General features: G+C 61.1%; 27 protein-coding genes, 1 tRNA gene and 1 riboswitch. Of the genes, 16 read left to right on the top strand and 12 right to left on the bottom strand.

Features of this window, described 5'->3' with window-relative positions; translation table 11 throughout:
* Positions 1 to 167 precede the first annotated feature (167 nt).
* Positions 168 to 728, top strand: a complete 561-nt coding sequence (locus tag AC1D35_RS05665) for a dihydrofolate reductase family protein (protein ID WP_113306981.1) — start codon at positions 168 to 170, stop codon at positions 726 to 728.
* Here AC1D35_RS05665 and AC1D35_RS05660 read toward each other — a convergent pair whose 3' ends face one another.
* Complete coding sequence (locus tag AC1D35_RS05660) at positions 729 to 1,310, bottom strand: TetR/AcrR family transcriptional regulator (RefSeq protein ID WP_113306982.1); 582 nt, start codon at positions 1,308 to 1,310, stop codon at positions 729 to 731.
* Between the two features lie 86 nt (positions 1,311 to 1,396).
* On the opposite strand from AC1D35_RS05660, the gene AC1D35_RS05655 reads away from it, so the two are divergent.
* Together AC1D35_RS05655 and AC1D35_RS05650 are read left to right on the top strand one after the other, a co-directional pair.
* Positions 1,397 to 2,341 carry an alpha/beta fold hydrolase gene (locus AC1D35_RS05655; protein WP_113306983.1) on the top strand — a complete coding sequence of 315 codons (945 nt, stop codon included), beginning with the start codon at positions 1,397 to 1,399 and terminating at the stop codon, positions 2,339 to 2,341.
* A gap of 57 nt (positions 2,342 to 2,398) precedes the next feature.
* Positions 2,399 to 2,980, top strand: a complete 582-nt coding sequence (locus AC1D35_RS05650; RefSeq protein WP_113298482.1) for a transglycosylase SLT domain-containing protein — start codon at positions 2,399 to 2,401, stop codon at positions 2,978 to 2,980.
* 35 nt (positions 2,981 to 3,015) lie between these two features.
* Here the strand turns inward: AC1D35_RS05650 and pdeM are convergent, their stop codons facing one another.
* On the bottom strand, positions 3,016 to 3,753 hold the full coding sequence (gene pdeM, locus AC1D35_RS05645; RefSeq protein WP_477854276.1) for a ligase-associated DNA damage response endonuclease PdeM: 738 nt from the start codon (positions 3,751 to 3,753) through the stop codon (positions 3,016 to 3,018).
* Positions 3,754 to 3,761: 8 nt separating this feature from the next.
* Positions 3,762 to 6,272: a ligase-associated DNA damage response DEXH box helicase gene (locus AC1D35_RS05640; RefSeq protein WP_113298480.1), complete on the bottom strand. Its 2,511-nt coding sequence runs from the start codon at positions 6,270 to 6,272 to the stop codon at positions 3,762 to 3,764.
* Positions 6,273 to 6,368: 96 nt separating this feature from the next.
* Here AC1D35_RS05640 and AC1D35_RS05635 point away from each other — a divergent pair, with 96 nt between their 5' ends.
* Together AC1D35_RS05635 and AC1D35_RS05630 are read left to right on the top strand one after the other, a co-directional pair.
* Positions 6,369 to 6,869, top strand: coding sequence for an RrF2 family transcriptional regulator (locus AC1D35_RS05635; protein WP_113298479.1), 501 nt, complete (start codon positions 6,369 to 6,371; stop codon positions 6,867 to 6,869).
* Between the two features lie 44 nt (positions 6,870 to 6,913).
* Positions 6,914 to 7,375: a carboxymuconolactone decarboxylase family protein gene (locus tag AC1D35_RS05630; RefSeq protein ID WP_113298478.1), complete on the top strand. Its 462-nt coding sequence runs from the start codon at positions 6,914 to 6,916 to the stop codon at positions 7,373 to 7,375.
* A gap of 66 nt (positions 7,376 to 7,441) precedes the next feature.
* On the opposite strand, the gene AC1D35_RS05625 is transcribed toward AC1D35_RS05630, so the two are convergent.
* The 3 genes from AC1D35_RS05625 to AC1D35_RS05615 form a co-directional block, all read right to left on the bottom strand.
* Positions 7,442 to 7,612 (bottom strand): hypothetical protein, encoded by a 171-nt coding sequence (locus AC1D35_RS05625; RefSeq protein ID WP_162747144.1) that lies wholly within the window; start codon positions 7,610 to 7,612, stop codon positions 7,442 to 7,444.
* A 127-nt stretch (positions 7,613 to 7,739) separates the two neighbouring features.
* Entirely contained in the window at positions 7,740 to 8,375 is a 636-nt protein-coding gene (locus AC1D35_RS05620; protein ID WP_477938336.1) for a YitT family protein, read from the bottom strand.
* A gap of 197 nt (positions 8,376 to 8,572) precedes the next feature.
* On the bottom strand, positions 8,573 to 9,505 hold the full coding sequence (locus tag AC1D35_RS05615) for a methyltransferase (protein WP_113307078.1): 933 nt from the start codon (positions 9,503 to 9,505) through the stop codon (positions 8,573 to 8,575).
* A 140-nt stretch (positions 9,506 to 9,645) separates the two neighbouring features.
* On the opposite strand from AC1D35_RS05615, the gene AC1D35_RS05610 reads away from it, so the two are divergent.
* From AC1D35_RS05610 to AC1D35_RS05600, 3 genes are read left to right on the top strand one after another with little or no spacing between them, the layout of a single operon-like run.
* A complete protein-coding gene (locus AC1D35_RS05610) occupies positions 9,646 to 9,912 on the top strand; it encodes a DUF6460 domain-containing protein (protein ID WP_113298476.1) in 267 nt (88 codons plus the stop codon).
* Between the two features lies 1 nt (position 9,913).
* On the top strand, positions 9,914 to 10,411 hold the full coding sequence (locus AC1D35_RS05605) for a CAP domain-containing protein (protein ID WP_113298475.1): 498 nt from the start codon (positions 9,914 to 9,916) through the stop codon (positions 10,409 to 10,411).
* Positions 10,412 to 10,443: 32 nt separating this feature from the next.
* Positions 10,444 to 11,790, top strand: a complete 1,347-nt coding sequence (locus AC1D35_RS05600) for an MATE family efflux transporter (RefSeq protein WP_113306985.1) — start codon at positions 10,444 to 10,446, stop codon at positions 11,788 to 11,790.
* On the opposite strand, the gene AC1D35_RS05595 is transcribed toward AC1D35_RS05600, so the two are convergent.
* Together AC1D35_RS05595 and AC1D35_RS05590 are read right to left on the bottom strand one after the other, a co-directional pair.
* Positions 11,766 to 12,854 (bottom strand): quinone-dependent dihydroorotate dehydrogenase, encoded by a 1,089-nt coding sequence (locus tag AC1D35_RS05595; RefSeq protein ID WP_113306986.1) that lies wholly within the window; start codon positions 12,852 to 12,854, stop codon positions 11,766 to 11,768. The two genes, AC1D35_RS05600 and AC1D35_RS05595, sit on opposite strands and share 25 nt — an antisense overlap.
* Entirely contained in the window at positions 12,851 to 13,204 is a 354-nt protein-coding gene (locus tag AC1D35_RS05590) for a DUF952 domain-containing protein (protein ID WP_113298472.1), read from the bottom strand. The genes AC1D35_RS05595 and AC1D35_RS05590 overlap by 4 nt, the downstream gene beginning before the upstream one ends.
* Positions 13,205 to 13,317: 113 nt before the next feature.
* Here AC1D35_RS05590 and AC1D35_RS05585 point away from each other — a divergent pair, with 113 nt between their 5' ends.
* From AC1D35_RS05585 to AC1D35_RS05565, 5 genes are all read left to right on the top strand, one after another.
* Complete coding sequence (locus AC1D35_RS05585) at positions 13,318 to 13,716, top strand: hypothetical protein (protein ID WP_113298471.1); 399 nt, start codon at positions 13,318 to 13,320, stop codon at positions 13,714 to 13,716.
* A gap of 89 nt (positions 13,717 to 13,805) precedes the next feature.
* Positions 13,806 to 14,453, top strand: coding sequence for a response regulator transcription factor (locus AC1D35_RS05580; RefSeq protein WP_113306987.1), 648 nt, complete (start codon positions 13,806 to 13,808; stop codon positions 14,451 to 14,453).
* Positions 14,454 to 14,625: 172 nt separating this feature from the next.
* Positions 14,626 to 15,294, top strand: coding sequence for a S24 family peptidase (locus tag AC1D35_RS05575; RefSeq protein WP_113298469.1), 669 nt, complete (start codon positions 14,626 to 14,628; stop codon positions 15,292 to 15,294).
* Between the two features lie 11 nt (positions 15,295 to 15,305).
* Positions 15,306 to 16,070 (top strand): thermonuclease family protein, encoded by a 765-nt coding sequence (locus tag AC1D35_RS05570; protein WP_113306988.1) that lies wholly within the window; start codon positions 15,306 to 15,308, stop codon positions 16,068 to 16,070.
* Between the two features lie 48 nt (positions 16,071 to 16,118).
* Positions 16,119 to 16,532 carry a tellurite resistance TerB family protein gene (locus AC1D35_RS05565; protein WP_113298467.1) on the top strand — a complete coding sequence of 138 codons (414 nt, stop codon included), beginning with the start codon at positions 16,119 to 16,121 and terminating at the stop codon, positions 16,530 to 16,532.
* A 117-nt stretch (positions 16,533 to 16,649) separates the two neighbouring features.
* On the opposite strand, the gene AC1D35_RS05560 is transcribed toward AC1D35_RS05565, so the two are convergent.
* A complete protein-coding gene (locus tag AC1D35_RS05560; protein ID WP_113306989.1) occupies positions 16,650 to 17,525 on the bottom strand; it encodes a transporter substrate-binding domain-containing protein in 876 nt (291 codons plus the stop codon).
* 451 nt (positions 17,526 to 17,976) lie between these two features.
* Here AC1D35_RS05560 and AC1D35_RS05555 point away from each other — a divergent pair, with 451 nt between their 5' ends.
* The gene (locus AC1D35_RS05555; protein WP_113306990.1) at positions 17,977 to 19,968 is read left to right on the top strand and encodes a methyl-accepting chemotaxis protein; all 1,992 of its coding nucleotides are present in this window, start codon (positions 17,977 to 17,979) and stop codon (positions 19,966 to 19,968) included.
* Between the two features lie 61 nt (positions 19,969 to 20,029).
* On the opposite strand, the gene AC1D35_RS05550 is transcribed toward AC1D35_RS05555, so the two are convergent.
* Complete coding sequence (locus AC1D35_RS05550) at positions 20,030 to 20,413, bottom strand: VOC family protein (RefSeq protein WP_113306991.1); 384 nt, start codon at positions 20,411 to 20,413, stop codon at positions 20,030 to 20,032.
* A gap of 372 nt (positions 20,414 to 20,785) precedes the next feature.
* On the opposite strand from AC1D35_RS05550, the gene AC1D35_RS05545 reads away from it, so the two are divergent.
* Positions 20,786 to 21,067: a hypothetical protein gene (locus AC1D35_RS05545; protein WP_113306993.1), complete on the top strand. Its 282-nt coding sequence runs from the start codon at positions 20,786 to 20,788 to the stop codon at positions 21,065 to 21,067.
* A 10-nt stretch (positions 21,068 to 21,077) separates the two neighbouring features.
* Here AC1D35_RS05545 and AC1D35_RS05540 read toward each other — a convergent pair.
* Positions 21,078 to 21,151: transfer RNA gene (locus AC1D35_RS05540), tRNA-Gly, on the bottom strand.
* Between the two features lie 58 nt (positions 21,152 to 21,209).
* Positions 21,210 to 22,304, bottom strand: a complete 1,095-nt coding sequence (locus AC1D35_RS05535) for a 2'-deoxycytidine 5'-triphosphate deaminase (RefSeq protein ID WP_162748411.1) — start codon at positions 22,302 to 22,304, stop codon at positions 21,210 to 21,212.
* Positions 22,305 to 22,377: 73 nt separating this feature from the next.
* A riboswitch (SAM riboswitch) is annotated at positions 22,378 to 22,456 on the top strand.
* 46 nt (positions 22,457 to 22,502) lie between these two features.
* Here AC1D35_RS05535 and AC1D35_RS05530 point away from each other — a divergent pair.
* Positions 22,503 to 23,687, top strand: a complete 1,185-nt coding sequence (locus AC1D35_RS05530; RefSeq protein WP_113306995.1) for an O-succinylhomoserine sulfhydrylase — start codon at positions 22,503 to 22,505, stop codon at positions 23,685 to 23,687.
* Positions 23,688 to 23,746: the final 59 nt, after the last annotated feature.

Raw genomic sequence — 23,746 nt, 5'->3', positions numbered from 1 at the left:
GCGCGTGATCGACCCATCGGCGGGAGCTTTTCCGATGCCTTGTGCTGCCAAAGCTGCATATCCCTGCATCTCCCGCTCAAGACTGCTTGCAATTTACCATCGGTCGAGCTAAAACCAGTTGTCCTAAGCAACTGGTTTTTAAACTAGCACAGTCGATGGAGGATGAAATGAGAAAGCTTATTGTCTGGAACCTGATGACGCTGGATGGCTATTTCGAAGGATCGAAGCCCTGGGATATCGACTTCCACAATCTGGCATGGGGGCCGGAGCTTGAAAAATATGCCGAGCAGTTCGGCGAGGAAGGCGATCTGCTGGTCTTCGGCCGCAAGACCTATGAGGGCATGGCCGCCTACTGGCCGAGCGCGGAGAGCGAAGACAAAATCAAGGCCTATATGAACGGCATCGCCAAGATCGCCGTTTCGCGGACCATGGAGAAGGCGGACTGGAACAATACGCGCGTCGTCAGCGATCCGGTGTCTGAACTGAAGCGGCTGAAGGATATGGGCGGCAAAACGATCTTCATCTTCGGCAGCGCCGAGCTTGCCGATACCCTGTTGAAGGCGGGGCTGGTGGATGAAATCCGTATCTGCCTCGTTCCCGTCATCCTCGGCGGCGGCAACCCGCACTTCAAGCCCGCTGAAGCCCAGCAGCCGTTGAAACTCCTCGACTCCTCGGTGACGAAAAGCGGCGCGGTGATCCTGCGCTACGAACCGGTCAGGGCAGCCTGATCATTTGCCCGCGCTGGCTGCAGCCACCAGGGCAGCCGCCGCCTCCCCTGCAGTTTCCATATAGGTGGGGTCGCGATGCAGGAGCACCGCGGCAAAAGAACCGTCGAGCAGCAAAACGATCTGGCGAGCGAGCTTTGACGGCTCGGACGAATGTTGCTCCTCGAAGAGAGAAGCCAGCCATTCCTCGACATTTTTCTTATGTGCGGCACCGACCTTGATAGCGGGATGGCCAGGCATGTTCGCAAGCTCGGCCGATGTTCTCAGATAACCGCAGCCCTTCCATTTCGGATGCCGGGCCGAGCGGGCCAGGTTTTCGAAAATCCCCTTTACCTTCGCAGGCAGATCCCCCTTCGTCTCCGCAAACCACCGTCGATAAACAGCGAGGTTGGGCTGGTCGCGGGTCTCGAGATAGGCAGCAATCAGTTCATCCTTGCTGTCGAAATGATAATAAAGGGTACGCTTCGTGACAGCTGCCTTCTCGGCCACGGCATCGACGCTGACTGCCCTTATCCCCTCACTGTAGAAGAGCTTTGCGGCAGCGGCGACAATGCGTTCGCGCGTATCGGATCCTGATCTCGCCATTCACCCAATGTATACCGACTAGTGAGTGTCATCAACGCACGTATCTGCCTATCGTACCCGCTGAAGCGTCGCACAGGAAATCATGCATGCCGGACGGCAAACGGAGGCAAAACGAGCTTGCACGAGAAGCGGAATCCGTCTCGATACGGTGCCGCGACGGCGTCGAACTTCATGGCCATTTCTGGCGTGGCGCCGACAATGGCGGCAATGGCAGCGTCATCATCAATCCGGCAACCGGCGTTGCGGCAAGCTATTACCACTATTATGCGCGTTTTCTCGCCGAGCATGGCTTCGACGTGCTGACCTATGACTATCGCGGCATCGGCCTCTCGCGCCCGGAACGCTTGCGTGGCTGCCGCTATCGCTGGCGGGACTGGGGCGAGCAGGACTTCGACGCGGCGCTGCTTTTCATGGAAGCTGTGCGGTCCGGCCGCGAGCTTCTCGTTGTCGGGCACAGCATCGGCGGTTTCCTGCCGGGTATTTCTGCCCATGCCGACCGCATCACGCGCATGCTGGCGGTCGGCGCACAACATGGCCACTGGCGGGACTATGCTCGAACGCATCGATGGCGACTGTTCCTGAAATGGCACGTAGCCATGCCGGCAGCGACCCAGCTGTTCGGCTATTTTCCCGGACGGCGCTTCGGCTGGCTCGAGGATCTGCCGAAGGGTGTGGCACTCGACTGGGCGCTCCAGCGGACATGGATCGAATGTCATTCACCAGCGGCAGAAGAGGCGGGCGCGGCGCGGACCTTTAAGAATTTTCATGCACCCATCCTCAGCGTCACTGCCTCGGACGACGAGATTGCGACTGTCCAGGCCATTCGCCGCGGTCTTTCCCATTATCGCAACGCCAAGGTGGAGGAAGTGCTGCTGGCGCCCGATGAGCTCGGATTTTCGAGGATCGGGCATTTCGATCTCTTTCACGCGCGCCACGCCGCCGGTTTCTGGCTCGACACACTTCTCTGGCTGCGGAACGGGACCAATCCCTGGCCTGCAAAAAGGCCACCGGAACATCTCGTATTCGCGTAAAAACCGCTCTTTAACGTTTACGAGTTAGTAATCTCTCGGAAACGAGAGGTTTGTATCATGCGTACTCGTACCGTGCTTGCGGCTGTCGGRCTGGCCTTGCTTGCTGGTTGCGCGACAGCACCCCGCCAGACGAGAAATATCTGCGCCGTCTTCGACCAGAAGGATGGTCTCTTCACCAGCTGGCAGGGTGCTGCGGAGCGTGCGGAGAAGAAATACGGCGTGCCGGTGCCGATCCTGATGGCGACCATGTATGTCGAGTCCGGCTTCCAGCCCTATGCGCGGCCGCCGCGCACGAAACTCTTCGGCTTCATTCCCTGGACACGGCCTTCGACGGCCTACGGCTATTCGCAGGCGCTGAACGGGACCTGGGACCACTATCAGTCCGCCACCGGCAATTGGGCCGCGACGCGTACCAACTTCGCCGACGCGATCGATTTCATCGGCTGGTACCACTACAGCAACAGCCAGGCGACTGGCATTCCACCGAACGACGCCTACAATCTCTACCTCGCCTATTATTCCGGCCCGACCGGCTACAAGCGCGGCGACTGGCGCAACAATGGACAGCTGCAGCAGACGGCAGGGAAATTCGCAAAGATGGCGGGGAGCTATCAGCAGCAGTTGCAGGAATGTAATTGAGCCCCTTCCCTTCTCCAGCGAGAAGGGAGTGCGTGTCAGCCGCGCAAATTGCCGTAGCGGACCGAGTAGATCCGGTCGCGGCCGAGCAGATGGGCAATCAGCGAAGCCTTGTCGAAAAGGCCCGTCATTGCCTTGTGGCCGAGATCCAGCCCACCGCTCATGACGCCGAAGGCGGGCATCAACAGACGGGCACCATCGGTGGCGAAGCAAGGACGGCGAACGGATTTTTCACGACGGCGGACCGTGGCCGCCGGGTGCAGATGGCCGGCGATCTCGCCTTGCTGCAGGCCGTCGCGCGGCTCATGGCGGAAGGTCAGGCCGGCATAATAAAGCTCGTCGGAGCAGGTACCCGGCAGGTTGATCGTGCCATCGGGATCGTGGTTGCCATTGATCCAGATCCATTCGCGGCCGCGGGCCATTTCGACGATCAGCGTGCGGAAGGCATCCGGCAGATGCTCGGAGCCGACACGGTCGTGGAAATTGTCGCCGAGCGAAATGACGAGCTTCGGATCGTAGCGGGAGATGACGGCGGCGAGCACGGTGAGTGTCGCCAGCGTATCATAGGGCGGCAGCATCATGCCGCGGCGGGCAAAGGCCGCGCCTTTTTCCAGATGCAGGTCGGAGACGACGAGAATGCCGGCGTCGGGCAGATAGAGCGCGCCCAGGGGATCGCAGACGGCGGCAACGCCTTGAACGGCGGTTTCGACGCCCGGTATTGCGGCAAGCCCGATCATGTCGCGCGCGAGCGCAAGGCGGTTCATCACGTCAGTCATTCCAGTTCTTACGCCATCGCCTCGGCGATCAAATCGTCGGCAGCTTCGGCAAGCAGTGCGTCATGAGCCTGGCCCGGCACCGATTCCCTGCCGATTTCCAGCATGACCGGCACCGCGAGCGGCGAAATATGGTCCAGCGCCCGATGGGTGATATGGCCCCTGATTCGCTTCAGCATATCGCCAAGGCGGGAAATATCCAAAAGTCCCGATCCCGCGTCCTCACGCGTCGCCTGCAGCAGGATGTGGTCGGGCTCGTGGGTTCTCAGCACATCGTAGATCAGGTCGGCCGAGACGGTGATCTGCCGGCCGGTCTTTTCCTTGCCCGGATGGCGCCGCTCGATCAATCCGGCAATCACGGCGCAATTACGGAAGGTGCGCTTCAATAGGAAGGATTCATTCAACCAGGATTCCAGATCGTCGCCCAGCATGTCCTCATCGAAGAGATCGGGAAGGCTGAGGCGGCCATTGGCGATCATCAGGCCGAGATCCTCCAGCCCCCAGATGCCGAGCGAATAATCCGTGGCGACGAAACCGAGAGGTTTTGCGCCTGCCCGATCCAGCCTGCGGGTGAGAAGCATGCCGAGCGTCTGGTGGGCGAGCCGCCCCTCGAACGGATAGATGACCATGTAACCCCGGCTGCCGCGCGGGAAGGTCTCGATCAGCAGCTCGTCATGCTTCGGCAGCATGGACTTTTCCTTCTGCAGAGACAGCCAGTCGCGCACCTGATCCGGCAGGCGATGCCAGCGGTCCGGATCATCCAGCATCGAGCGGACCTGATCGGCGAGATAGGTCGAGAGCGGAAACTTGCCGCCGTTATAGGACGGGATTTTCGGATCGAAGGAATAGGCCGGACTGACCAGCGCCTCGCTCTCCCTGATACCCTCAAAACGCAGGACCTTGCCGGAGAAGATGAAGGTGTCGCCCGGCGCGAGCTGTTCCAGGAAATATTCCTCGACCTTGCCAAGCACGGCACCGGGGCGACCGAGCTTGCCGCCCTCGCCACGTTTGGCCATGCGGATGTTCAGCATCGGGGCCTCGACAATAGTGCCGAGGTTCAGGCGATATTGCTGCGCGACCTGCGGGTTGGAGACGCGCCAGCGACCTTCCTTCGTCTTGCGGATGCGGGCATAGCGTTCATATGTGCGCAGGGCATAACCGCCGGTCGCGACGAAATCGACGACGCGCTCGAAGGTTTCCCACGGAAGATCGGCATAGGGCGAGGCGCTGGTGATCTCCTCATAAAGCTCCAGCATATCGAAAGGTTCGGCGCAGGCCATGCCGAGCACGTGCTGGGCGAGCACATCGAGCCCGCCACGGCCGACCGGGGGCGTATCCTGCGCACCGATATAATTCGCATCGAGTGCTGCCTGGCATTCCATGACTTCGAAACGGTTGGCGGGAACGAGGATGGCCTTCGACGGCTCGTCCATGCGGTGGTTGGCACGACCGATGCGCTGGGCAAGACGGGAGGCACCTTTCGGCGCACCGACATGGATGACGAGATCAACATCGCCCCAGTCGATGCCGAGGTCGAGCGTTGAAGTAGCGACGACGGCGCGCAGCCGATTGGCGGCCATGGCCGCCTCGACCTTGCGGCGCTGGGCGACATCGAGTGAGCCGTGATGAAGGGCGATCGGCAGGTTTTCTTCATTGACCGTCCAGAGCTCCTGAAAGAGCATTTCAGCCTGCGAGCGGGTGTTGACGAAGAGCAGCGTCGTCTGGTGGTCGATCAGTTGCCGATAGACATCGGGGATCGCGTATTTGGCGGAATGGCCGGCCCAGGGGATGCGCTCTTCGGTATCGAGGATGGAGATATTTGGCTTGGCGCCGCCTTCGACAAGCACGACGCCGGCATGGTTTTCACTGTCCTCCTGCTGCCCCACCAGCCATTTCTGCAAATCCATCGGCTCGGCAACGGTGGCTGAAAGGCCAATGGTCTGCAGATCAGGTGCTAGCCTGCGCAAGCGGGCGAGGCCGAGCGAGAGCATATGGCCGCGCTTGGACGTGACCAACGAATGCAACTCGTCGAAAATGACGTATTTCAAGTCCTTGAAAAAGCGCTCGGCCTCGCGGTTTGCCAACAACAGGGCGACCTGTTCCGGCGTCGTCAGCAGGATATCAGGTGGATCGAGCTTCTGGCGCTGGCGCTTTGCGGCCGGGGTATCGCCGGTGCGGTTCTCAACCGAAATCGGCAGCCCCATCTCGGTGACGGGCTTCATGAGGTTGCGCTCGATATCGACGGCGAGCGCCTTCAACGGCGAAACATAGAGCGTGTGAATGCCGGCGAATGCCGAGCCCGGCGGGATCTTGCCACGCCGCGTGAGGTCGGTCAGCGACGGCAGAAAGCCGGCCAGTGTCTTGCCGGCGCCGGTCGGGGCAATCAGCAGCGTGCTCTCGCCGGCCTCGGCGCGAGCAAGGAGCTCGAGCTGGTGAGCTCGCGGGCGCCAGCCCTTTTCCGCAAACCAGCGGAGAAAGGGTGCGGGCAAGGCAAGGCTGGTTTCGGCATCGATCTGATCCACGGGGCAAATGTAGTTCAAACGCGGGCGAATAAAAGCGGTGTTGACTCCTCGGCATAATCGTGGATAAATAATATCTACGATTAAAGGAGATCAGCTGTGAAGCTTGGTGACGGTGTCGAACAAAGCATTCATTGTGCGGCGGTACTATCAGGGCTTGCAGAAGGCAGCGTGCTGTCGGCCGCGGCCCTCGCCGAATTCCACGGCGTATCGACGAGCTATCTGCTGAAGCATCTGCAGGCGCTTTCGGGGGCCGGCATTCTGGTGACGGTTCCAGGGCCTAAAGGTGGTTACCGGCTGGCGAAGGCGGCAGAGGACATATCGCTGCTCGATATCGTGCTTGCGGTCGAAGGTCCGGCGCCGGCCTTTCGCTGTTCGGAGATCCGTCAGCGCGGGCCGAACCCGCTGCCGCAGCGMTATTTCACCAAGCCCTGCCAGGTTACGGCGGCAATGCTCAGGGCCGAGCGCGCCTATCGCGCGGAACTTGCGAACACCAGCATCGCCGACATCCTGACCGAACTTTCCGCAGACGATGACGGCGGCATCGCCGCCAGAGGCTGCGCCTTCATGGAAATCCACGAGAGAAAGACGGCTCGCTGAGCCACAACACAAACCCAACCCAACCCAACCCAAGGAGAATACCCATGCAAACACGTTTCAACTTCGGCAAGGCCGCTCCCGATGCCTACAAGGCCGTTGTCGCCCTGGAACAGTACGTCCAGACCTCCGGCCTGGAGCGTCGATTCATCCACCTGATCAAGCTTCGCGCCTCGCAGATCAACGGCTGTGCCTACTGCGTCGACATGCATGTGAAGGAAGCACGTCACGACGGACTTTCCGAGCAGTGGATCAACTTGATGTGCGTATGGCGCGAATCGCCGGTTTACGACGCACGCGAGCGCGCCCTGCTCGGCTGGGTCGATGCGGTCACGAAGATTGCCGAGACCGGCGCTCCGGATGCCGACTACGAGGCACTGAAGGCGCATTTTTCCGAAGAGGAAATGACCAAGATCACGGTGGCGATCGGCGCGATCAATATCTGGAACCGGCTGGCCGTCGGCTTCCGCAGCCAGCATCCGATCGATGCGTCACAGAAGGCAGCCTGATACTTTTTTGCTGATAAGGGGCTTTGTCCCGGTGACCGACCCGAGAGATCGGGTCGGTTGAATATTTCATCGTCTGTGGCGCGTATCGGACCTCACGGCAACGGCTTCAGGCAATCTGCCCGAGAGATCGATGCTGTTGAATATGTCGCGAACGACCTTGGCGATATGCTCTGCGGAAGAGCCTTTGGCGTATTCTTCCTGCATGCGGCGTCTGACAAGCTTTTCCAACTCTGACATAGCTCACCTCATTACATCCGGCGCGAGAGGAAGTGTCGCGCCGGGGCCGATCACAGGCAAGTTACGTTTTGTTTATAATGGCTTACCGATTTGTAAGATTGAGTCTTTGCGGGTCGACAGGAAAACACTAGAGAGCGATGTAGCGGTCGGCCCGGTGATTGATTGCCACGAACAGGTTGAGGACGACGGCGCCGAGCACGGAATAGAAGACGACCGGCGGCGTAGTGACGAAGAAGGCGGCGGCTAGCACGCACATATCGATGGCCAGTTGCACAAGGCCGGCGCGGATACCGAAACGCTCCTGCATATAGATGCCGAGAATGCCGACGCCGCCGAGGCTGGCGCGATGGCGATAGAGCGCAAGAAGGCCGAAACCAAGTAACAGGCCGCCGAGAAGTGCTGCCCAGGCTGGGTGAATGGTTGCGATTTCCATGACCTTCGGCTGCAGGCTGGTCAATGCGGAGGTGAGGCCGATCGCGAGGAAGGTCTTGATCGTGAAAGCCATGCCGAGACGCTTCCGCGAGAGGTAAAAGAACGGCAGGTTGAGCAGGAAGAAAGCGAAGCCGAAGTTCACGCCGAAGGCATAATGCAKCAGGAAGGCAATGCCGGCGGTGCTGCCGGTGAGAAGACCGGCGCTGGCGAGCACGTAAAGTCCGAGCGCCGAGACGAGGCTGCCGGAGAAGACGCCCTGCACATCCTCCACCGGCGTGTGGCGCGTCGCCGTGGTGTTCCAGAACCCAAGGGCACTGATAAGCTGGCTCATGTCGCGATCTCCGATAGCGGCTGCTCCGGGCTGGCCGGAGGAAGAGGAAATGTCTGGATGGATGCGGCGCGTGCTGCGCCCCGGGGAGCGCGTCGCTTTCTCACTGAATAGCCCGAGTTATCAGGCCTTCTGAAGTTGCGCGCAAGCGAAATACGTAAGCAATGCTGACCTATTTCAAAATCGCAAGAAATATGCGCTCAGGCGGTCTTGCGCGTAAGGAACAGAATGCCGGAAACCGGCTTGCCGCCATCTTTGCGAATGACGGTTTTGACCGTCTCGAGGATTTCGAGCCGATGGGCCGAGGCAAGCGCTTCGACATAAGCTTGCGCATGCGCATAGCGCAGCGACGGCGCCAGATGAAAACCGTTTGCCTCGCCGCCATCCTCGACGGAAAAGGCGAAGTCGGCGCCGGGAGCCAAGAGCTCATCGAGGATCGCGAAGACGCTTTCCAGATTGCCGAGATACATCAGCACATCGGCGGCGGTTACGAGGTCGGCGCGGTGCCGCCCACCGTCTGCAAAAAGACCTGACGCTTCGGGCTCCAGCGACAGATCGGCCTGGGCGAGATGGTCGTAGACGTGCTTTTCGGCAGCCTTCGCCAGCATGTTTTGCGAGAGATCGAAGCCTTCGAGATGGGTGACATCAGCGCGGATTTCGGGGCCGAGCAGGCCTGTGCCGCAGCCGAGGTCGACAGCAAGCTGATACTGCCGACCGGTCGAGGCAACCAAAGCGGCAAGCTTCTGCGGCACGGAATAATCGAGCTTCTCCACCAGGGAGGTTTCGAAACGATCGGCATAGTCATCGAAGAGGCGCTCGACGTAGCGGCTCGGCGGCTGGTCCGGCGTTTCGGCATCGCCGAGCAAGGCGAGCTTCAAGCCAGCCCCGAAAATATCCTCTGGGTCTAGTTCCAGCGTGCGGCGGTAAGCTTCGACGGCAGCCTCTGCCTTTCCTGCCTTTTCGCGGTATGTGGCGAGGCGGTACCAGCCGGCAGCCCATGCAGGTGCCAGTTCCAGCGCCTGCTCCATCAGCTCGGCCGCCGCGTCCGGTTCGCCGCCCTCGTCGAGCATCTTCGCATAGTCGGCGCGGCGGTCGGCGATGACGTCGCCGGAGGAAAGCTGGCTTGGCTGCATGATCGGACCCTTTGGCTGGCGGCATTTGGCGGCGGCCACAAAAAAACTCAAGTCCTATTTCAGAGGCGGTGCTGTCTTAGAGGAAAAGGCTTGCAGGCGAATCGCCGCAACCGTATCTCAAGACAAACAGGAGATGGCGCATGTCCGATCAGGTGAACAGGTTCCTCGGCGATTCCATTGGCCGCACGATCATCAAGCTTCTGGTGGTGTCGCTGATCGTCGGTTTCGTCATGGCCATCTTCGGGCTGACCCCCTGGGAGCTCATCTACAACTTCCGTGATTTCGTGATCCATCTATGGCGACAGGGCTTCTCTGCGCTTGGCCGCGTCGGCGACTATCTGTTGCTTGGCGCCACCATCGTCATCCCGATCTTCATCATCATCCGTCTTTTCAGCTATCGCAAATAACATGAGCTCAATCATCCTTTCGCGCCGCAGCCTGCTGCAGCTTTCCGGCCTCGCACTGGCAGCCGGCATCGCCGGCTGCACGACGACACCCAAGCTTGCAAGCACGCCCTCCAATGCCTCCGACGAGACCGCCTCGGCGCTGCCGCTCGTCAACCAGCTTCGGGCCAGGAACGGCCTGCCGCCGCTCAGCGTCGATCCGCATGCGAGCACGGCCGCGATCTTCCAGGCCAAGCGCATGGCAAGCGCGGGCAAGATGAAGCATCTGATGGGCATGACCGACAGTTTCGGCGCCCGCGTGAAGGCAAGCGGCGTCAACCTGCCGGCCGCCGAAAACATCGCTTCGGGCCAGCAGAGCGTCGATGCGGTCGTCACCGCCTGGATCAATTCTCCCCATCATCTGGAAAATATGCTGGGGCGCTATAGTGGTATCGGCGTCGCCGTTGCGCATAATACGTCTTCCAGGAACCTGCCCTATTGGGCCATGGTGCTTTCCAACTGAGGCGATTCCGCCTCTCTCCCCACGAGGCGGATATGGATACCGACAGAAGCAGAAACGCGTTGGCATTCGATGTGACGCACCGACTGGTGCTGGCGATCGCTATTCCGATGACGCTCGGCTTCATGACCACGCCGCTGCTTGGCATCACCAATACCGCCGTCGTCGGCCATATGGGCGACCCGGAAGCGCTGGCAGGCCTTGCGATTGGCGCCATGCTGTTCGACCTCATCATGGGAAGCTTCAATTTCCTGCGCGCTTCCACGACGGGACTGACTGCGCAGGCGCTCGGGCGGCGCGACGCGCATGAGCAGCAAGCGGTTTTCTGGCGGGCGATCGTCTCGGCGCTGGGTTGTGGTCTTGCGCTTCTCGTCCTGTCACCGCTTCTGATTATTGTCGGGCTGAAGCTCATGGGGGCAGAAGGTAGGATCGCGGAGGCGACCAGCACCTATTTCTCGATCCGCATTCTCGCCGCGCCGGCAACCCTTGCCAACTACGCACTCCTCGGCTTCGTGCTCGGCCGCGGACAGGGCCGAACCGGGCTTCTGCTGCAGGCGCTGATCAACGGCATCAACATCCTGCTTTCCATCTACCTCGGCCTATCGCTCGACTGGGGCGTTTCGGGCGTCGCCTGGGGCACGATGGCGGGTGAAACGGCGGGCGCGCTTGCCGGTCTTTTCATCGTGTTACGCGGTTTCAATGGGGCGGACCGGCCAAGCCGGACGGAAATCTTTTCAAGAAACAGACTGGCCGAGCTTTTTGCGCTGAACCGCGACATCCTGATCCGCACCTTCGTGCTGATCGGCTCCTTCGCGATCATGACCCGCATCGGCACGAGCTTCGGCGCTATTACATTGGCAGCCAATGCGGTGCTGATGAACTTCTTCCTGCTGTCGGGCTATTATCTCGACGGTCTCGCCAATGCTGCCGAGCAGATCACCGGCCGGGCGATCGGCGCGCAATACCGACCGGCCTTCGACCGCGGACTGAAGCTCACGATCTTCTGGTCCTTCGGACTGGCGGCGATCATTTCCGGCTTTTTCTATTTTGCCGGTCCTTATCTCATTTCCGTCCTGACCAGTTCCCCGGAGGTGCAGGCGGCGGCCGAGACTTATCTGCCCTGGGCAGCGGTGACGGGACTGACGGGTGCGCTCGCCTTCCTGATGGACGGTGTCTTCATCGGCGCGACATGGTCCGTGGACATGCGCAACCGGATGCTGATGTCCTTTGCGGGCTATCTCGCCATGCTCGCCATCTTCGTGCCGATGTTCGGCAATCACGGCCTGTGGCTGGCGATGAACGCCTTCCTGCTGCTTCGTGGTTTCTTCCTGGCGGTGCTGGTCAAGCCCCGGGCCGCTCAGACTTTCCGCGCGGCCCAGTAATCGACACGGCTGTCCCTGAGATCCCGGATCGAAGCCGCCTTTTCACGGTCGAGCAGTTTCGACAGGTCGCGCACGATCGTGCCCGGAAGGCCCGGGCCTTCATAGATCATGCAGGAATAGAGCTGCACGAGATCCGCCCCCGCCCTGATTTTTTCCAGCGCAGTTTCAGCCGAAGATACGCCGCCGACGCCGATGATCGGCAGGGCCTGGCCGACGCGCTTGCGCATTCTCGCAAGCACCGTCGTCGACTTCTCAAACAACGGCGCGCCGGAGAGGCCGCCGGCCTCCCTGGCCTGTCGCTGATCCTTCAGCCCGTCCCGGGAGAGGGTCGTATTGGAAACGATCAGACCGTCCAGCGCATGCGAGAGGGCCTCGGCGGCGATGTCGTCCATGCCTTCCTCGGTAAGATCGGGGGCGATCTTCAGGAAGACGGGAATTTTGCGGCCGGCCTTCTCAGCCTCATCGTCGCGAGCAGCCAAGACAGAAGACAGAAGGGCGGCGAGGCTTTCGCGCGCCTGCAGGTCACGCAGGCCCGGCGTGTTGGGCGAGGAAATATTGGCGGTGAAATAGCGAGCGACCGAATAGAAGCGGCGGATGCCGGCGACATAATCGGCGATGCGATCCTCGCTATCCTTGTTGGCGCCGATATTGACGCCAACGATGCCCGTATGGCCGATCTTCGAGAGCCGCTGGAAGGCCGCTTCATGGCCTTCATTGTTGAAGCCGAGGCGGTTGATCACCGCGTCATCCTCCACCAGGCGGAAGATGCGCGGGCGGGGATTGCCTGACTGCGGCTTCGGCGTGACCGTGCCGATCTCGGTAAAGCCGAAGCCGAGCTTCAGCAATGCTTCCGGCACTTCGGCATTCTTGTCATAACCCGCGGCCATGCCGAGCGGATTGGGGAAGTCGATATTGGCAACGGTCTGGTGCAGGCGCGGGTCCGACGCGATACGGCAGGCGGGCACCACGCCAGCTTTGAGCGCCGCAATCGACATGCCATGCGCTGTTTCGGGATCGAAGAGGAAGAGGCCACGGCGGGCAATGCGCTTGAAAGGATCGATCACGGGGCGAGCTCCGGAAAAATGTGGAGGCCGGCATCATCGAGCGACAAGGCCGCTTCCCAGAGCACGGCCGAGAGCGGTAGATCGGCATAGAGATGCGGGAAGAGCGCACCGCCGCGCGAGGCTTCGAAGACCAATTTGTCACCGAAGCTACGGCCATCGACGGCAACGAGCAGGAGGCCCGTCTGGCCGGCAAAATAGAGGGCTGCCGTCTGCTTGACCTGCTCCGAAGTCGAGAAATGGATGAAGCCATCCTTCTGATCGATGCCGGCGCCATGAAAAATGCCGGTTTGTCTGGCTTCCTGCCAGAGCGCCTCCGGCACGATCTTGTAAAGGGTCGGTGTCGCGGTCATGATGATCCCAGTGGCTGGCCTTTGTGAGGACGGCTTTGCCTCAAAGAGGCGGCGATGTCCACGCCTGCGGACTCAAAAACGGGCTGGTACCACGCTTTGCGGAGGATGAGACGATGAAGGCATTTGCAATTACGCTTGCCGCCGGTCTTCTGCCGCTTGCGGCTTTTGCCGCGGAGCCCGATGCGACGCGCTTCCAGCTCGAACGCAGCGGCGACCATTTCGTGCGCCTCGACCGGCAGACGGGGGCGATGTCGCTCTGCACCGAAAAGGACGGGGCGCTCGTCTGCCGTATGGCGGCCGATGAACGCGCCGCCTACGAGGATGAACTCGACCGGCTTTCCGACCGTGTCAGTGCCCTGGAGAAGAATACAGCCGGGCGGCCTGCCCTGCCGACAGATGCGGAAGTGGACCGCTCGATCGGCATCATGGAGCGGATGATGCGCAGTTTCATGGGTATAGTGCGGGAATTCCGGGCCGAAGACGAGGCCAATCCTCTTCCGCAGCGGAGTTGATCCGGTTATATTCATATAAGTGGAGAGTCATGTTCGTGCGGGGAGCCGGACGGAACTGGCGGGATCGAGCTCTTGGGAGGGAGTTTTCGATGCAGGAACAGACCATCATCATTGCCGACGACCATCCGCTGTTTCGCGACGCGCTGCGGCAGGCGGTGATCGGCATGGAAGGCCGGCAGGCAATCGTCGAGGCCGGGGATTTTGCCGCGGCAAGGACGGCGGCGACGGCACATCCGGATGCGGACCTGATGCTGCTCGATCTTGCGATGCCAGGGGTGAGCGGTTTTTCCGGCCTGATGGCGCTGCGCTCCGAATTCGTCAGCCTGCCGATCGTCATCATCTCAGCCACCGATGACACCACGACAATCCGCCGGGCCCTGGAGCTCGGCGCTTCCGGTTTCATTTCCAAATCCTCAGGTATCGAGGATATCCGCCGCGGCATCCAGACGGTGCTGGCGGGTGATATCGCCACGCCGGAGAGCTATCGCGACGGACAGGAACAGGATCCCGATGTCGCCGACCTCATCCATCGCCTGCACACGCTGACACCGCAACAGAGCCGGGTGCTGACCATGCTTGGCGAAGGGCTGCTCAACAAGCAGATCGCCTACGAACTCGGGGTTTCCGAGGCGACGATCAAGGCGCATGTCTCGGCGATCCTCTTAAAGCTCAACGTCGACAGCCGCACGCAGGCGGTGATCCAGCTCGGCAAGATCAACATGGCGATGGTCGCCTAAAAACCTGATGCGCAGATTTAAAGAGTCAGGGCGTCCCTTGTGCGTCCGAATGGACGCATGGCACCCTCACGAGACAGGATTTTATTCCTCATTTTCACTTTACTCGGGGAGATGCCTCGGTTAATCTGCCGGCGATAGAAAGCGGCCGGACGGACCGCGGGGCCGGACGCATATGCTGTCACACGACCAGATCTGGGGAGCGATCGACGGGCTTGCCGAACGGCATGACCTGACGCCGTCGGGTCTTGCGCGGCGGGCAGGGCTCGATCCGACCTCCTTCAACAAATCAAAACGACTTTCGGCGGACGGACGCCTGCGCTGGCCCTCGACTGAATCCATCGCCAAGGTGCTGGAGGCGACGGGGGCAAGCATGGAGCAGTTCATGGGCTTCATGCGACCGGCGGGGGCAGCTGCCGCCAACCTGCCGGACGGTATTTTTGCGTCGCAGGGAAACTCCATTCCCCTGCTCGGCTTTGCGCAGGCAGGTGCCGGCGGCTTTTTCGACGATGGCGGCTTTCCGGCAGGCCAGGGCTGGGACGTGGTGGAATTTCCGGCAGGCCCCTCGCAGAAGGCGGGGGTCTATGCGCTGGAAGTGCAGGGCGAGAGCATGATGCCGCTCTATCGCGACGGCGATGTGCTGATCGTGGAGCCCGGTGCGCAGGTGCGCCGCAACGACCGCGTCGTCGTCAAGACGCGCGAGGGCGAGGTCATGGCCAAGGTGCTGCTGCGCCAGAGCCCGCGTTCCATCGAACTGCTGTCGCTCAACCCCGAACATCCCAACCGGACGATCGAGCTTTCCGACGTCGAATGGATCGCCCGGATCATATGGGCCAGCCAATAGGAAAATAATCCATGCGCCCTGCAGCCTTCATCACAGGTATCGCGGGGATGGCGATGGTGGTCGGCCTGCTGCTGGCAGGGCAAGCGCGGCTCGATGGCGGCGATGGATCGGTATCTGACACGGATGCCAGCGGCGCGGCCACAAAACTGCCAGATGCGAATGCCGATATGGCAAAACCGCCTGCAACGCTTACGGATGAAGATGCAGCGCTGATTGCCCGGGCAACGGAGCCTGCAGCATCAGAGCCGGCAGGGGCCACCTCCCCGCCTCCCTCCGAAGATGCAACAGCGGATGAAACGGCGCAGAATGCTCCGGTAGCGACCGAGACGCCGTCGGCCACGCCCGAGGGAAAAGACAGCGTGGAGCTGTTGCGGCCGACGGTAGAGAATGCCGGTGTCCTCTCCTTCGGCAAACGCAGGCTGCAGATTGTCGACGTCATTGCGACGCCCGCGGACAAGAGCTGCGGATCGGAAGGAAGGGAATGGCCGTGCGGCATGATGGCAAAGACGGCGCTGCGGCTTTTCCTGCGCAACCGTACGGTCGATTGCGACCTGCCTTCCGATGCATGGCAGGATATGGCGAGGACTGCCTGCCGGCTGGGACAGCAGGATATCGGCACGTGGCTGGTGGAAAACGGCTGGGCTGAGGCGCAACCGGGTTCGCCGCTTACCGCTGCCGGCGAAAAGGCAAAACAAGCGAAGAAAGGCATCCACGGCGAGGATCCGCGCCGCAGGCCGGCGGCAGCGCCCCGGCCTGAACCGGCCGATCCCTTGTAATGGCGACTGCCAATTCCTAATCTCCGCTCATCGAAGAGGGAATCAGACATGAACAAGCCGCTTTCAGCCCACGACGCCCTGATCTACGTGATGGTCATGGCATCTGCCGTCGACAGCACCATGAACGATCGGGAAATGGAAAGGATCGGCCAGCTCATCGGCTTCCTGCCGGTATTCCGTGATTTCGACGACGACAATCTGATTTCCGTCGCCCGCGACTGCGCCTCGCTGCTGGCCGGCCCGGAAGGGCTGGATGTGGTTCTGGAGACGGTGCGCGACACGCTGCCCGCCCGGCTCTACGATACGGCCTATGCACTGGCAGTCGAAGTCGCCGCCGCCGACCTTTCCGTGAAAGCTGAAGAATTGCGGCTGCTCAGTCTGCTGCGCGACCGTCTCAGCCTCGACAAGCTGACCTGTGCCGCCATCGAGCGCAGCGCGATCGCCCGCTTCCGCAAGGGGTAAACCTCTCTCCTTTTTTAACGCATTTCCGGAGGCAAACCGCTGCACACTTTTGCTGGAATTGCTTTTTTCACCGCAATTCCGGACGCAAAGTCGCTGCACACTTTTGCTGGAATTGCTCTAATACAGCCCGTAAGGGAAATAGCGCAGATAGATTTCCTCCAGGCGGCCATTGCGCGAGAGCGTTGCCAGCGCGTGGTCGATCGCCGCCGTCAGCACGCTGTCGTTCTGGCGCAGCATGATCGTCATGCCCTCGCCCAGGAAATGCTCTGATGTGTAGGGCCCGTCGAACAGGGAACAGCACTTGTCCGAAGCGGGCGAAGCGACCCAGAAGGAAAGCTGCAGCGCATCGGCAAAGGCGGCATCGACCTTGCGTTCCTTCAAGGCTGTCAGCAGTGCCTCCTTGTTGTCAAAGGGCTGCGCCTTGATGGCGGGGAAGAAGGCCGCCAGCATGGCCTCATGCACGGTGCCCTTGACGACGCCGACCGGATGGCCTGCGAGGCCGGCAGCCGTCGTTCCGGTCACGGAGACGGCCGTGTTGCGGACGAAGCGGGCCGGCAGCATCAGATAGGGGCGGGAGAAGAGGAACTCGCGGCGTAGCTCCGGCGTGACGGCAAGTCCGGCGATGACGGCATCACCCTGCGAGCCGGCGAGCGCCTTCTGCAGGTCGGCAAAGGGCAGCGCCTGAATCTGGCACTTGTCGGCAATCTCCAGTTCGCCGCAGATCTCGCGGGCGAGATCGACGTTGAAGCCGGAGAGCTTGCCGTTCTGGTCGCTGAAATTGAAGGGCGGGAAGTCCACGGAAGTCAGGAAGCGCAACCGCACGAGCGAGGAAAGGTCGGGCTTTGCCAGGCGTTCACGGGAATCGAACAGCAGCGGCACGGACGGTCCTGCCTGCTGCGCAAAAACGGAAAAAGCCGAAAGCAGTGCAACCGAAAACAGGCAAAGGATAAAAATCCCTCTTGGAGCCGGAAACGCCGGTTTAGATTGCACCATATGACCTGCCTCAAGTTAAGCGCCGCGCCTGCCGCCCGGCAGAGATGTAACAGAATCATACCCATCGGGGAATATGGCCCGGCAGGTAGCAGACTGCGCTTCGGTGGAATCAGAACGACGCGTCGGCCTTCAAAGCACGGTCTTTCGTGGAGTTCGACGCCATGCCAGCCACACAAAAATTTCGCATAAATTGCATTTTTGAACGCTTAAGCACAAATAACAACCACGCCTCTGGAATTTACGGCCACGCCCCGAGCCCGTTAGCGCGGAATTAAGCAATATCCCGTCTTATTTGTCGCGACGACATCGACCTCGCCGGCCGATCGCATGATGCGCATGTCGAACCTCTCAAGGTATCCCCCGCCAGCGCAATACCGAAGAATCGTTCTACAACAAATGATTTCAAAAGCACCGGGTTCGCAACACACCCGGCTAATCGGGTGACATTTCCATGCTGAAACATCTGAAAATCCGCACAAAAATCATCTCGGTCGTGGCGCTCCTGGGGCTGATCACGATGGCCGGAATGATCTATGTCATCTCCGAGTTCCGCCGAGCGGACGCGGCCTACAGCGCCTTCATCGACCATGAGGCGCTGGCCTCGATGCAGAGCGCGCGCGCCAGCGCATCGGTCGTCGCCTCGGTGCTGCAGGTCAGTCTGCTGGCCGAAATGAAGCCCGATACGCCGGCATTCCAATCGGCGCTCGCGACACCGAGCAAGCTGCCGCAGGCACGCGACCGCATGACGCAGGCGCTGGCGCTTGTGCCCAGCCGCAAGGCGGCGGTCGATGAAATCCAGGCCGGCATCGATGAAATCGAAGCTCTGGCGAACAAGATCGTCGAGCAGAGCAAGGCCAAGGACAGCGCCGGCGCGCTGGCGAATGTCGCCCTGATCAATGCCAAGCTCAACGCGCTGACGCCGAAGATGATTGCCAACAACGATGCGATGATGGCGATGCTCAACGACGGCGGCGACGCACTTTCGGCTTCCGTCAACGATAGTATCAACCTCTGTTTCGCGCTGATCGGCCTTGCCGTAGTCGGCGCCGTCGGTCTCAGCGTCGTCGTCGCCCAGATCGGTATCACCACCCCCATGGCGAAGCTGCGCGATCGGATGACTCAGCTTGCCGCAGGCGATACCGGCAGCGAGATCAGCGGTCTCGACCGCGGCGACGAAGTCGGCCAGATGGCGAAGGCCGTCTCGATCTTCCGCGACAACGCGGTCGAGCGTATTGCCCTCGAAGCGCGCGCCGAAGCCGACCGCAGCGTCAGCGACAACGAGCGCCGCGATCGCGAGGCGCAGAGTACCCGCGAGGCATCCGAACTCGAACGCGCCGTCTCAGCACTCGGCGATGGCCTGCGCCGCCTTGCCGCCGGCGACCTGGCCTCGAATATCAACGAACCCTTCGTCGCGCATCTCGATGCGCTGCGCCAGGACTTCAACAACTCGGTCGAGAAGCTCAACGAGACCATGCACACGGTCGGCTCCAATGCCCGGGCGATCGGCGCCGGCGCCAACGAGATCCGTTCGTCTGCCGACGAGCTTTCGAAGCGCACCGAGCAGCAGGCCGCTTCCGTCGAAGAAACGGCAGCAGCCCTCGAAGAGATCACCATAACGGTGAAGGACGCGGCAAAGCGTGCAGAAGAGGCAAGCCAGCTCGTCGCCCGCACCCGCCTTGGTGCCGAGAAGTCCGGCGACATCGTCCGCAAGGCGGTCGCCGCCATGCATCAGATCGAGCAGTCCTCCGTCGAGATCGGCAATATCATCGGCGTCATCGACGATATCGCCTTCCAGACGAACCTGCTGGCGCTGAACGCCGGCGTTGAAGCAGCGCGTGCCGGTGAAGCCGGCAAGGGCTTTGCGGTCGTCGCACAGGAAGTCCGCGAACTGGCCCAGCGCTCTGCAAACGCCGCCAAGGAAATCAAGGCGCTGATCAACACATCCGGCACGCATGTGCAGACCGGCGTCTCACTGGTCGGCGAGACGGGCAAGGCGCTCGATGCGATCGTCCACGAGGTGCAGGAAATCAACCAGCACGTCCATGCGATCGCCGAAGCTGCCCGCGAGCAGTCGACCGGCCTGCAGGAAATCAATACCGCCGTCAACACCATGGACCAGAGCACGCAGCAGAATGCGGCGATGGTCGAGGAATCCACCGCGGCAAGCCACGGCCTTGCAACGGAAGCGACGGCACTCAACAACCTGCTCGGCCAGTTCCGACTGACCGGCACCGGCGGATTCGTTGCAAGCGCGCCGATCCCGACCGCACCGCGCGCCGCCGCACGACCGGCCGCGAGAACCCCGGTGCGTGTTGCCGAAAGCACGTCACGCCCGAAGGCTTCGCCGGCCCGCGCCCTCGGCCAGAAAATCGCCAATGCCTTCGGCAAAAACAGCGCGGCCGCCCCTTCCAGCAGCCAGGAGGCCGACTGGACGGAATTCTGAGCTGAAAACCTGATTGAGTGTGAATGGGCGGCTTCGGCCGCCCATTTTCGTTTTAGGTCTTTCAGGCCTGTGGGCGCCAGCCGACCTCGACAAGCACGTTGCCGGGCGCCGTGCAATAGAACAGCCAGCCACCGCGGATGGCAGTGGGTGGTCCGGAAACGGCAGCACCATCCGCCGCCAGGCGAAGATGGAGATGATCGACATCCGATCTTTCGGGAAGGATAAAGCCGATATGATAGGTCTGTCGCTGCAGCTCGACCTGATCGGCACCGCCGAATTTCGGCAACGGACGACTGAGAACGATCTCTGTGCCCTGCTCGTCGTAGAGGATCGCCCGGCCGATCCGTTCGTTCATCTCCCGCAATTCCAGACTGAAATAACGCAGGAAGAAATCGGCCGCAGCGGCAATATCGGGCACGTAGAAATCAAGATGGTTCAAACGCATGACTGTCTCCTTCGAAAATGAAATCCCGGAGGAGTGCGTTCTTTACGCTCCGCATGCCGCCGGGACCCCGCATTCGCATGCGGGCCACGTCGCGGGTTCTCGTGTGAAACACGGAGCAGAGCTTCCGATGATGGAAGGGACCGGGCTTACCTCATCCGATCCTGCCTTTTTCGACAGTGCCGCTCTAGCAGATCGCGCCACGAGCGGCAATCAGATCGGTCGAGCATATCGGTCGAGCGACTTCGGAAAAGCAGTAGACCATGGTCGCAACGCCCTTCTCGAAGGGTTGAAGACGTGTGCGCCGTTTGTATCGTGAGCTTTTCGCAATTTGCGGTACAATGACACCGTGCTGCGGAAAGAAAGGCTTCCAATATGAAACTGATCGCACTTGGCCTCATCGGCGCGCTGGCGCTCGCCGGCTGCACGACCGTCGAATATACGGGTCCCGGCATCGAGCCCATTCCCGGCAGCATCACCTATAACGGCCAGCCGCGCACGAAACTGACAAAGTCGCCTGTCGGCTCGACCTTCCCGCACGATTTCATCGACCAGTACGGCCGGCAGGTCGAGGAGACCTATATCATCCGTCCGGACCGCACGTTGGCGATCGCGCATCGCCGATACAGGCCGATCAACATTTTCGGAAGAGATTGAGAGGAGTAGCTGGAGCGGGTGAAGGGAATCGAACCCTCGTATTCAGCTTGGGAAGCTGCTGCTCTACCATTGAGCTACACCCGCCTGAAGCTTGAGACTTCCAACAGATGGCCGCCGCTGTCAAGTCGCGGCATTACCGAGATCAGATCCGGAAATGCTTCGAGAGCTTGAGGCCCTGCGCCTGATAGTTGGAGCCTAGGCCTGAGCCATAGAGGCTCGTCGGCTGTTCCTGCATGTGCTCGTAGATCAGGCGGCCGACGATCTGGCCGTCTTCGAGGATGAAGGGCACTTCGTGGCTGCGCACTTCCAGCACCGCGCGGCTGCCGCGCCCGCCGGCGGGCGCATGGCCGAAGCCCGGATCGAAGAAGCCGGCATAATGCACGCGGAATTCGCCGACGAGCGGGTCGAAGGGCGTCATTTCCGCCGCGTAATGCGGGGGGACGTGAACGGCCTCACGCGAGACGAGAATGTAGAACTCATCGGGATCGAGGATCAGTTCGTTGCGGCCTCGGCTATAGAGTGGCTCCCAGAAATCGAAGATATCGTGCTGGGCCTTCTTGTCGACATCGACGACGGCCGTGTGGTGTTTGCCGCGATACCCGATCAGGCTCTCCTCGTCGCCCGCCAGATCGATCGACAGTGCAATGCCGCCGCCGGATACGTTCGGTTGCTTGGCAGCCACCAGCGTTTCCGTTTCGTGCAGCTTCAGGAGCTCCGGTTCGTTGAGCACAGCATGGCCCACACGGAAGCGGATCTGCGACAGGCGCGAACCGCGGCGCACGACGATCGGGAAAGTACGCGGGCTGATTTCGAGATAGAGCGGACCGGAATAGCCTGATGGGATCTTGTCGAATTCCTGCGCGTAATCGGTGATGACGCGGGTAAAGATATCGAGACGGCCGGTCGAGCTCTTGGGATTGGCAGAGGCAGACATGTCGGCCGGCAGATCGAGACGCTCCATCAGCGGTACGATGTAGACGCAGCCGGTTTCCAGCACCGCGCCTTCGCTGAGATCAATGACATGCAGGCTCAGCCGATCGAGCTTGTCTGCGACAAGGTGAGAAGGGCCGGGCATGAAGCTGGCGCGCACCCGGAAAGCCTTGGCGCCCAGCCGCAGATCCAGGCTCGCAGGCTGGATCTGATCACGATCAAGCTCCCGTTCGCTTTGAAGACGCCCCGTTTCAAACAGCGCGGAAATCGCGCGGTCGGCCAAAATTCCAGTTTCGCGAGCCATCATGCTCCATCCATAATTTGCCGCCGACAAAACCAAAGTCGGGGAATTGACGCAAGCGCAGAACGGCAGTATTGCAATTTTATCCCGTGGTGATTTGGCCGGTCGGCTTGCAGCCACGTTAAATAAGTGGCTAAAAAGACCGGGTTGAAAACCGGTCTGCTTTTGCGGCCGGTTTTTTTGTTGTTTGAAAGTGGTGATGGCATGAGCAAGACCTGGCGCCCGGCAACCCAACTCGTCCACGGCGGAACGCTCCGCTCGCAATATGGCGAGACATCCGAGGCAATCTATCTCACGCAGGGTTTCGTCTACTATACGTCGGAAGCAGCCGAGGCGCGCTTCAAGGGCGAAACCGAAGGTTTCATCTACGCGCGCTACGGCAGCCCCACCAATGACATGTTCGAAAAGCGCATGTGCATGCTGGAAGGCGCGGAAGATGCCCGCGCCACGGCTTCCGGCATGGCCGCCGTCACCGCCGCCATTCTCTGCCAGCTGAAGGCCGGCGACCACATCGTCGCCGCCCGCGCCCTCTTCGGTTCCTGCCGCTGGGTGGTCGAGACGCTGGCGCCGAAATATGGCATCGACTGCACGCTGGTCGATGGCCGCTACCTGGAGAACTGGGAAAAGGCCATCACGCCGAAGACCAAGGTGTTCTTCCTGGAAAGCCCGACCAATCCGACGCTGGAAGTGGTCGATATTGCCGGTGTCTCCAAGCTCGCCAACCAGATCGGCGCGAAGGTCGTGGTCGATAACGTGTTTGCGACGCCGCTCTTCCAGAAGCCGCTGGAACTCGGCGCCCATATCGTCGTCTATTCCGCCACCAAGCATATTGACGGCCAGGGCCGCTGCCTCGGCGGCGTCGTGCTTTCCGACAAGGAATGGATCGACGAGAACCTGCATGACTATTTCCGCCATACCGGCCCGGCCATGTCGCCCTTCAATGCCTGGACGCTTCTGAAGGGCATCGAGACGCTGCCGCTGCGCGTCAARCAGCAGACGCAGAATGCCGCCAAGATCGCCGATTTCCTGGCCGAACAGGGCAAGGTCGCCAAGGTCATCTATCCCGGCCGCAAGGACCATCCGCAGGCCGATATCATTGCCAAGCAGATGACCGGCGGCTCGACGCTGGTCTGCTTCGAGCTGAAGGGTGGCAAGGAAGCGGCATTCGCGCTGCAGAACGCGCTCGATATCGTCAAGATCTCCAACAACCTCGGCGACTCCAAGAGCCTGATCACCCATCCGGCGACGACGACGCACAAGAACCTGACGGACGAGGCCCGCGCCGAGCTCGGCATTTCGCCGGGCACGGTACGCCTCTCGGCCGGTATCGAAGACACGGACGATCTCATCGAGGATTTCGCCCGCGCACTGGAAACGGTTTCGGCCTGACCCGTCGATTCAAGGGATAGAGCGTTCCTTTGTGCGTCCGAAAGGACGCACGGCGCTCC

Source organism: Rhizobium sp. P1_E6, assembly GCF_056405875.1.
The sequence above is the reverse complement of the archived record's forward strand: the minus strand, read 5'-3'. Positions and strand labels throughout refer to the sequence as shown.

Excerpts from the sequence above, each read along its gene's own strand:
- AC1D35_RS05665 (WP_113306981.1), top strand. The coding sequence starts at position 168 with ATGAGAAAGCTTATTGTCTGGAACCTGATGACGCTGGATGGCTATTTC.
- AC1D35_RS05660 (WP_113306982.1), bottom strand. The coding sequence starts at position 1,310 with ATGGCGAGATCAGGATCCGATACGCGCGAACGCATTGTCGCCGCTGCC.
- AC1D35_RS05655 (WP_113306983.1), top strand. The coding sequence starts at position 1,397 with ATGCCGGACGGCAAACGGAGGCAAAACGAGCTTGCACGAGAAGCGGAA.
- pdeM (WP_477854276.1), bottom strand. The coding sequence starts at position 3,753 with ATGACTGACGTGATGAACCGCCTTGCGCTCGCGCGCGACATGATCGGG.
- AC1D35_RS05630 (WP_113298478.1), top strand. The coding sequence starts at position 6,914 with ATGCAAACACGTTTCAACTTCGGCAAGGCCGCTCCCGATGCCTACAAG.
- AC1D35_RS05625 (WP_162747144.1), bottom strand. The coding sequence starts at position 7,612 with ATGTCAGAGTTGGAAAAGCTTGTCAGACGCCGCATGCAGGAAGAATAC.
- AC1D35_RS05615 (WP_113307078.1), bottom strand. The coding sequence starts at position 9,505 with ATGCAGCCAAGCCAGCTTTCCTCCGGCGACGTCATCGCCGACCGCCGC.
- AC1D35_RS05610 (WP_113298476.1), top strand. The coding sequence starts at position 9,646 with ATGTCCGATCAGGTGAACAGGTTCCTCGGCGATTCCATTGGCCGCACG.
- AC1D35_RS05605 (WP_113298475.1), top strand. The coding sequence starts at position 9,914 with ATGAGCTCAATCATCCTTTCGCGCCGCAGCCTGCTGCAGCTTTCCGGC.
- AC1D35_RS05600 (WP_113306985.1), top strand. The coding sequence starts at position 10,444 with ATGGATACCGACAGAAGCAGAAACGCGTTGGCATTCGATGTGACGCAC.
- AC1D35_RS05590 (WP_113298472.1), bottom strand. The coding sequence starts at position 13,204 with ATGACCGCGACACCGACCCTTTACAAGATCGTGCCGGAGGCGCTCTGG.
- AC1D35_RS05585 (WP_113298471.1), top strand. The coding sequence starts at position 13,318 with ATGAAGGCATTTGCAATTACGCTTGCCGCCGGTCTTCTGCCGCTTGCG.
- AC1D35_RS05580 (WP_113306987.1), top strand. The coding sequence starts at position 13,806 with ATGCAGGAACAGACCATCATCATTGCCGACGACCATCCGCTGTTTCGC.
- AC1D35_RS05575 (WP_113298469.1), top strand. The coding sequence starts at position 14,626 with ATGCTGTCACACGACCAGATCTGGGGAGCGATCGACGGGCTTGCCGAA.
- AC1D35_RS05570 (WP_113306988.1), top strand. The coding sequence starts at position 15,306 with ATGCGCCCTGCAGCCTTCATCACAGGTATCGCGGGGATGGCGATGGTG.
- AC1D35_RS05565 (WP_113298467.1), top strand. The coding sequence starts at position 16,119 with ATGAACAAGCCGCTTTCAGCCCACGACGCCCTGATCTACGTGATGGTC.
- AC1D35_RS05560 (WP_113306989.1), bottom strand. The coding sequence starts at position 17,525 with ATGGTGCAATCTAAACCGGCGTTTCCGGCTCCAAGAGGGATTTTTATC.
- AC1D35_RS05555 (WP_113306990.1), top strand. The coding sequence starts at position 17,977 with ATGCTGAAACATCTGAAAATCCGCACAAAAATCATCTCGGTCGTGGCG.
- AC1D35_RS05550 (WP_113306991.1), bottom strand. The coding sequence starts at position 20,413 with ATGCGTTTGAACCATCTTGATTTCTACGTGCCCGATATTGCCGCTGCG.
- AC1D35_RS05545 (WP_113306993.1), top strand. The coding sequence starts at position 20,786 with ATGAAACTGATCGCACTTGGCCTCATCGGCGCGCTGGCGCTCGCCGGC.
- AC1D35_RS05535 (WP_162748411.1), bottom strand. The coding sequence starts at position 22,304 with ATGATGGCTCGCGAAACTGGAATTTTGGCCGACCGCGCGATTTCCGCG.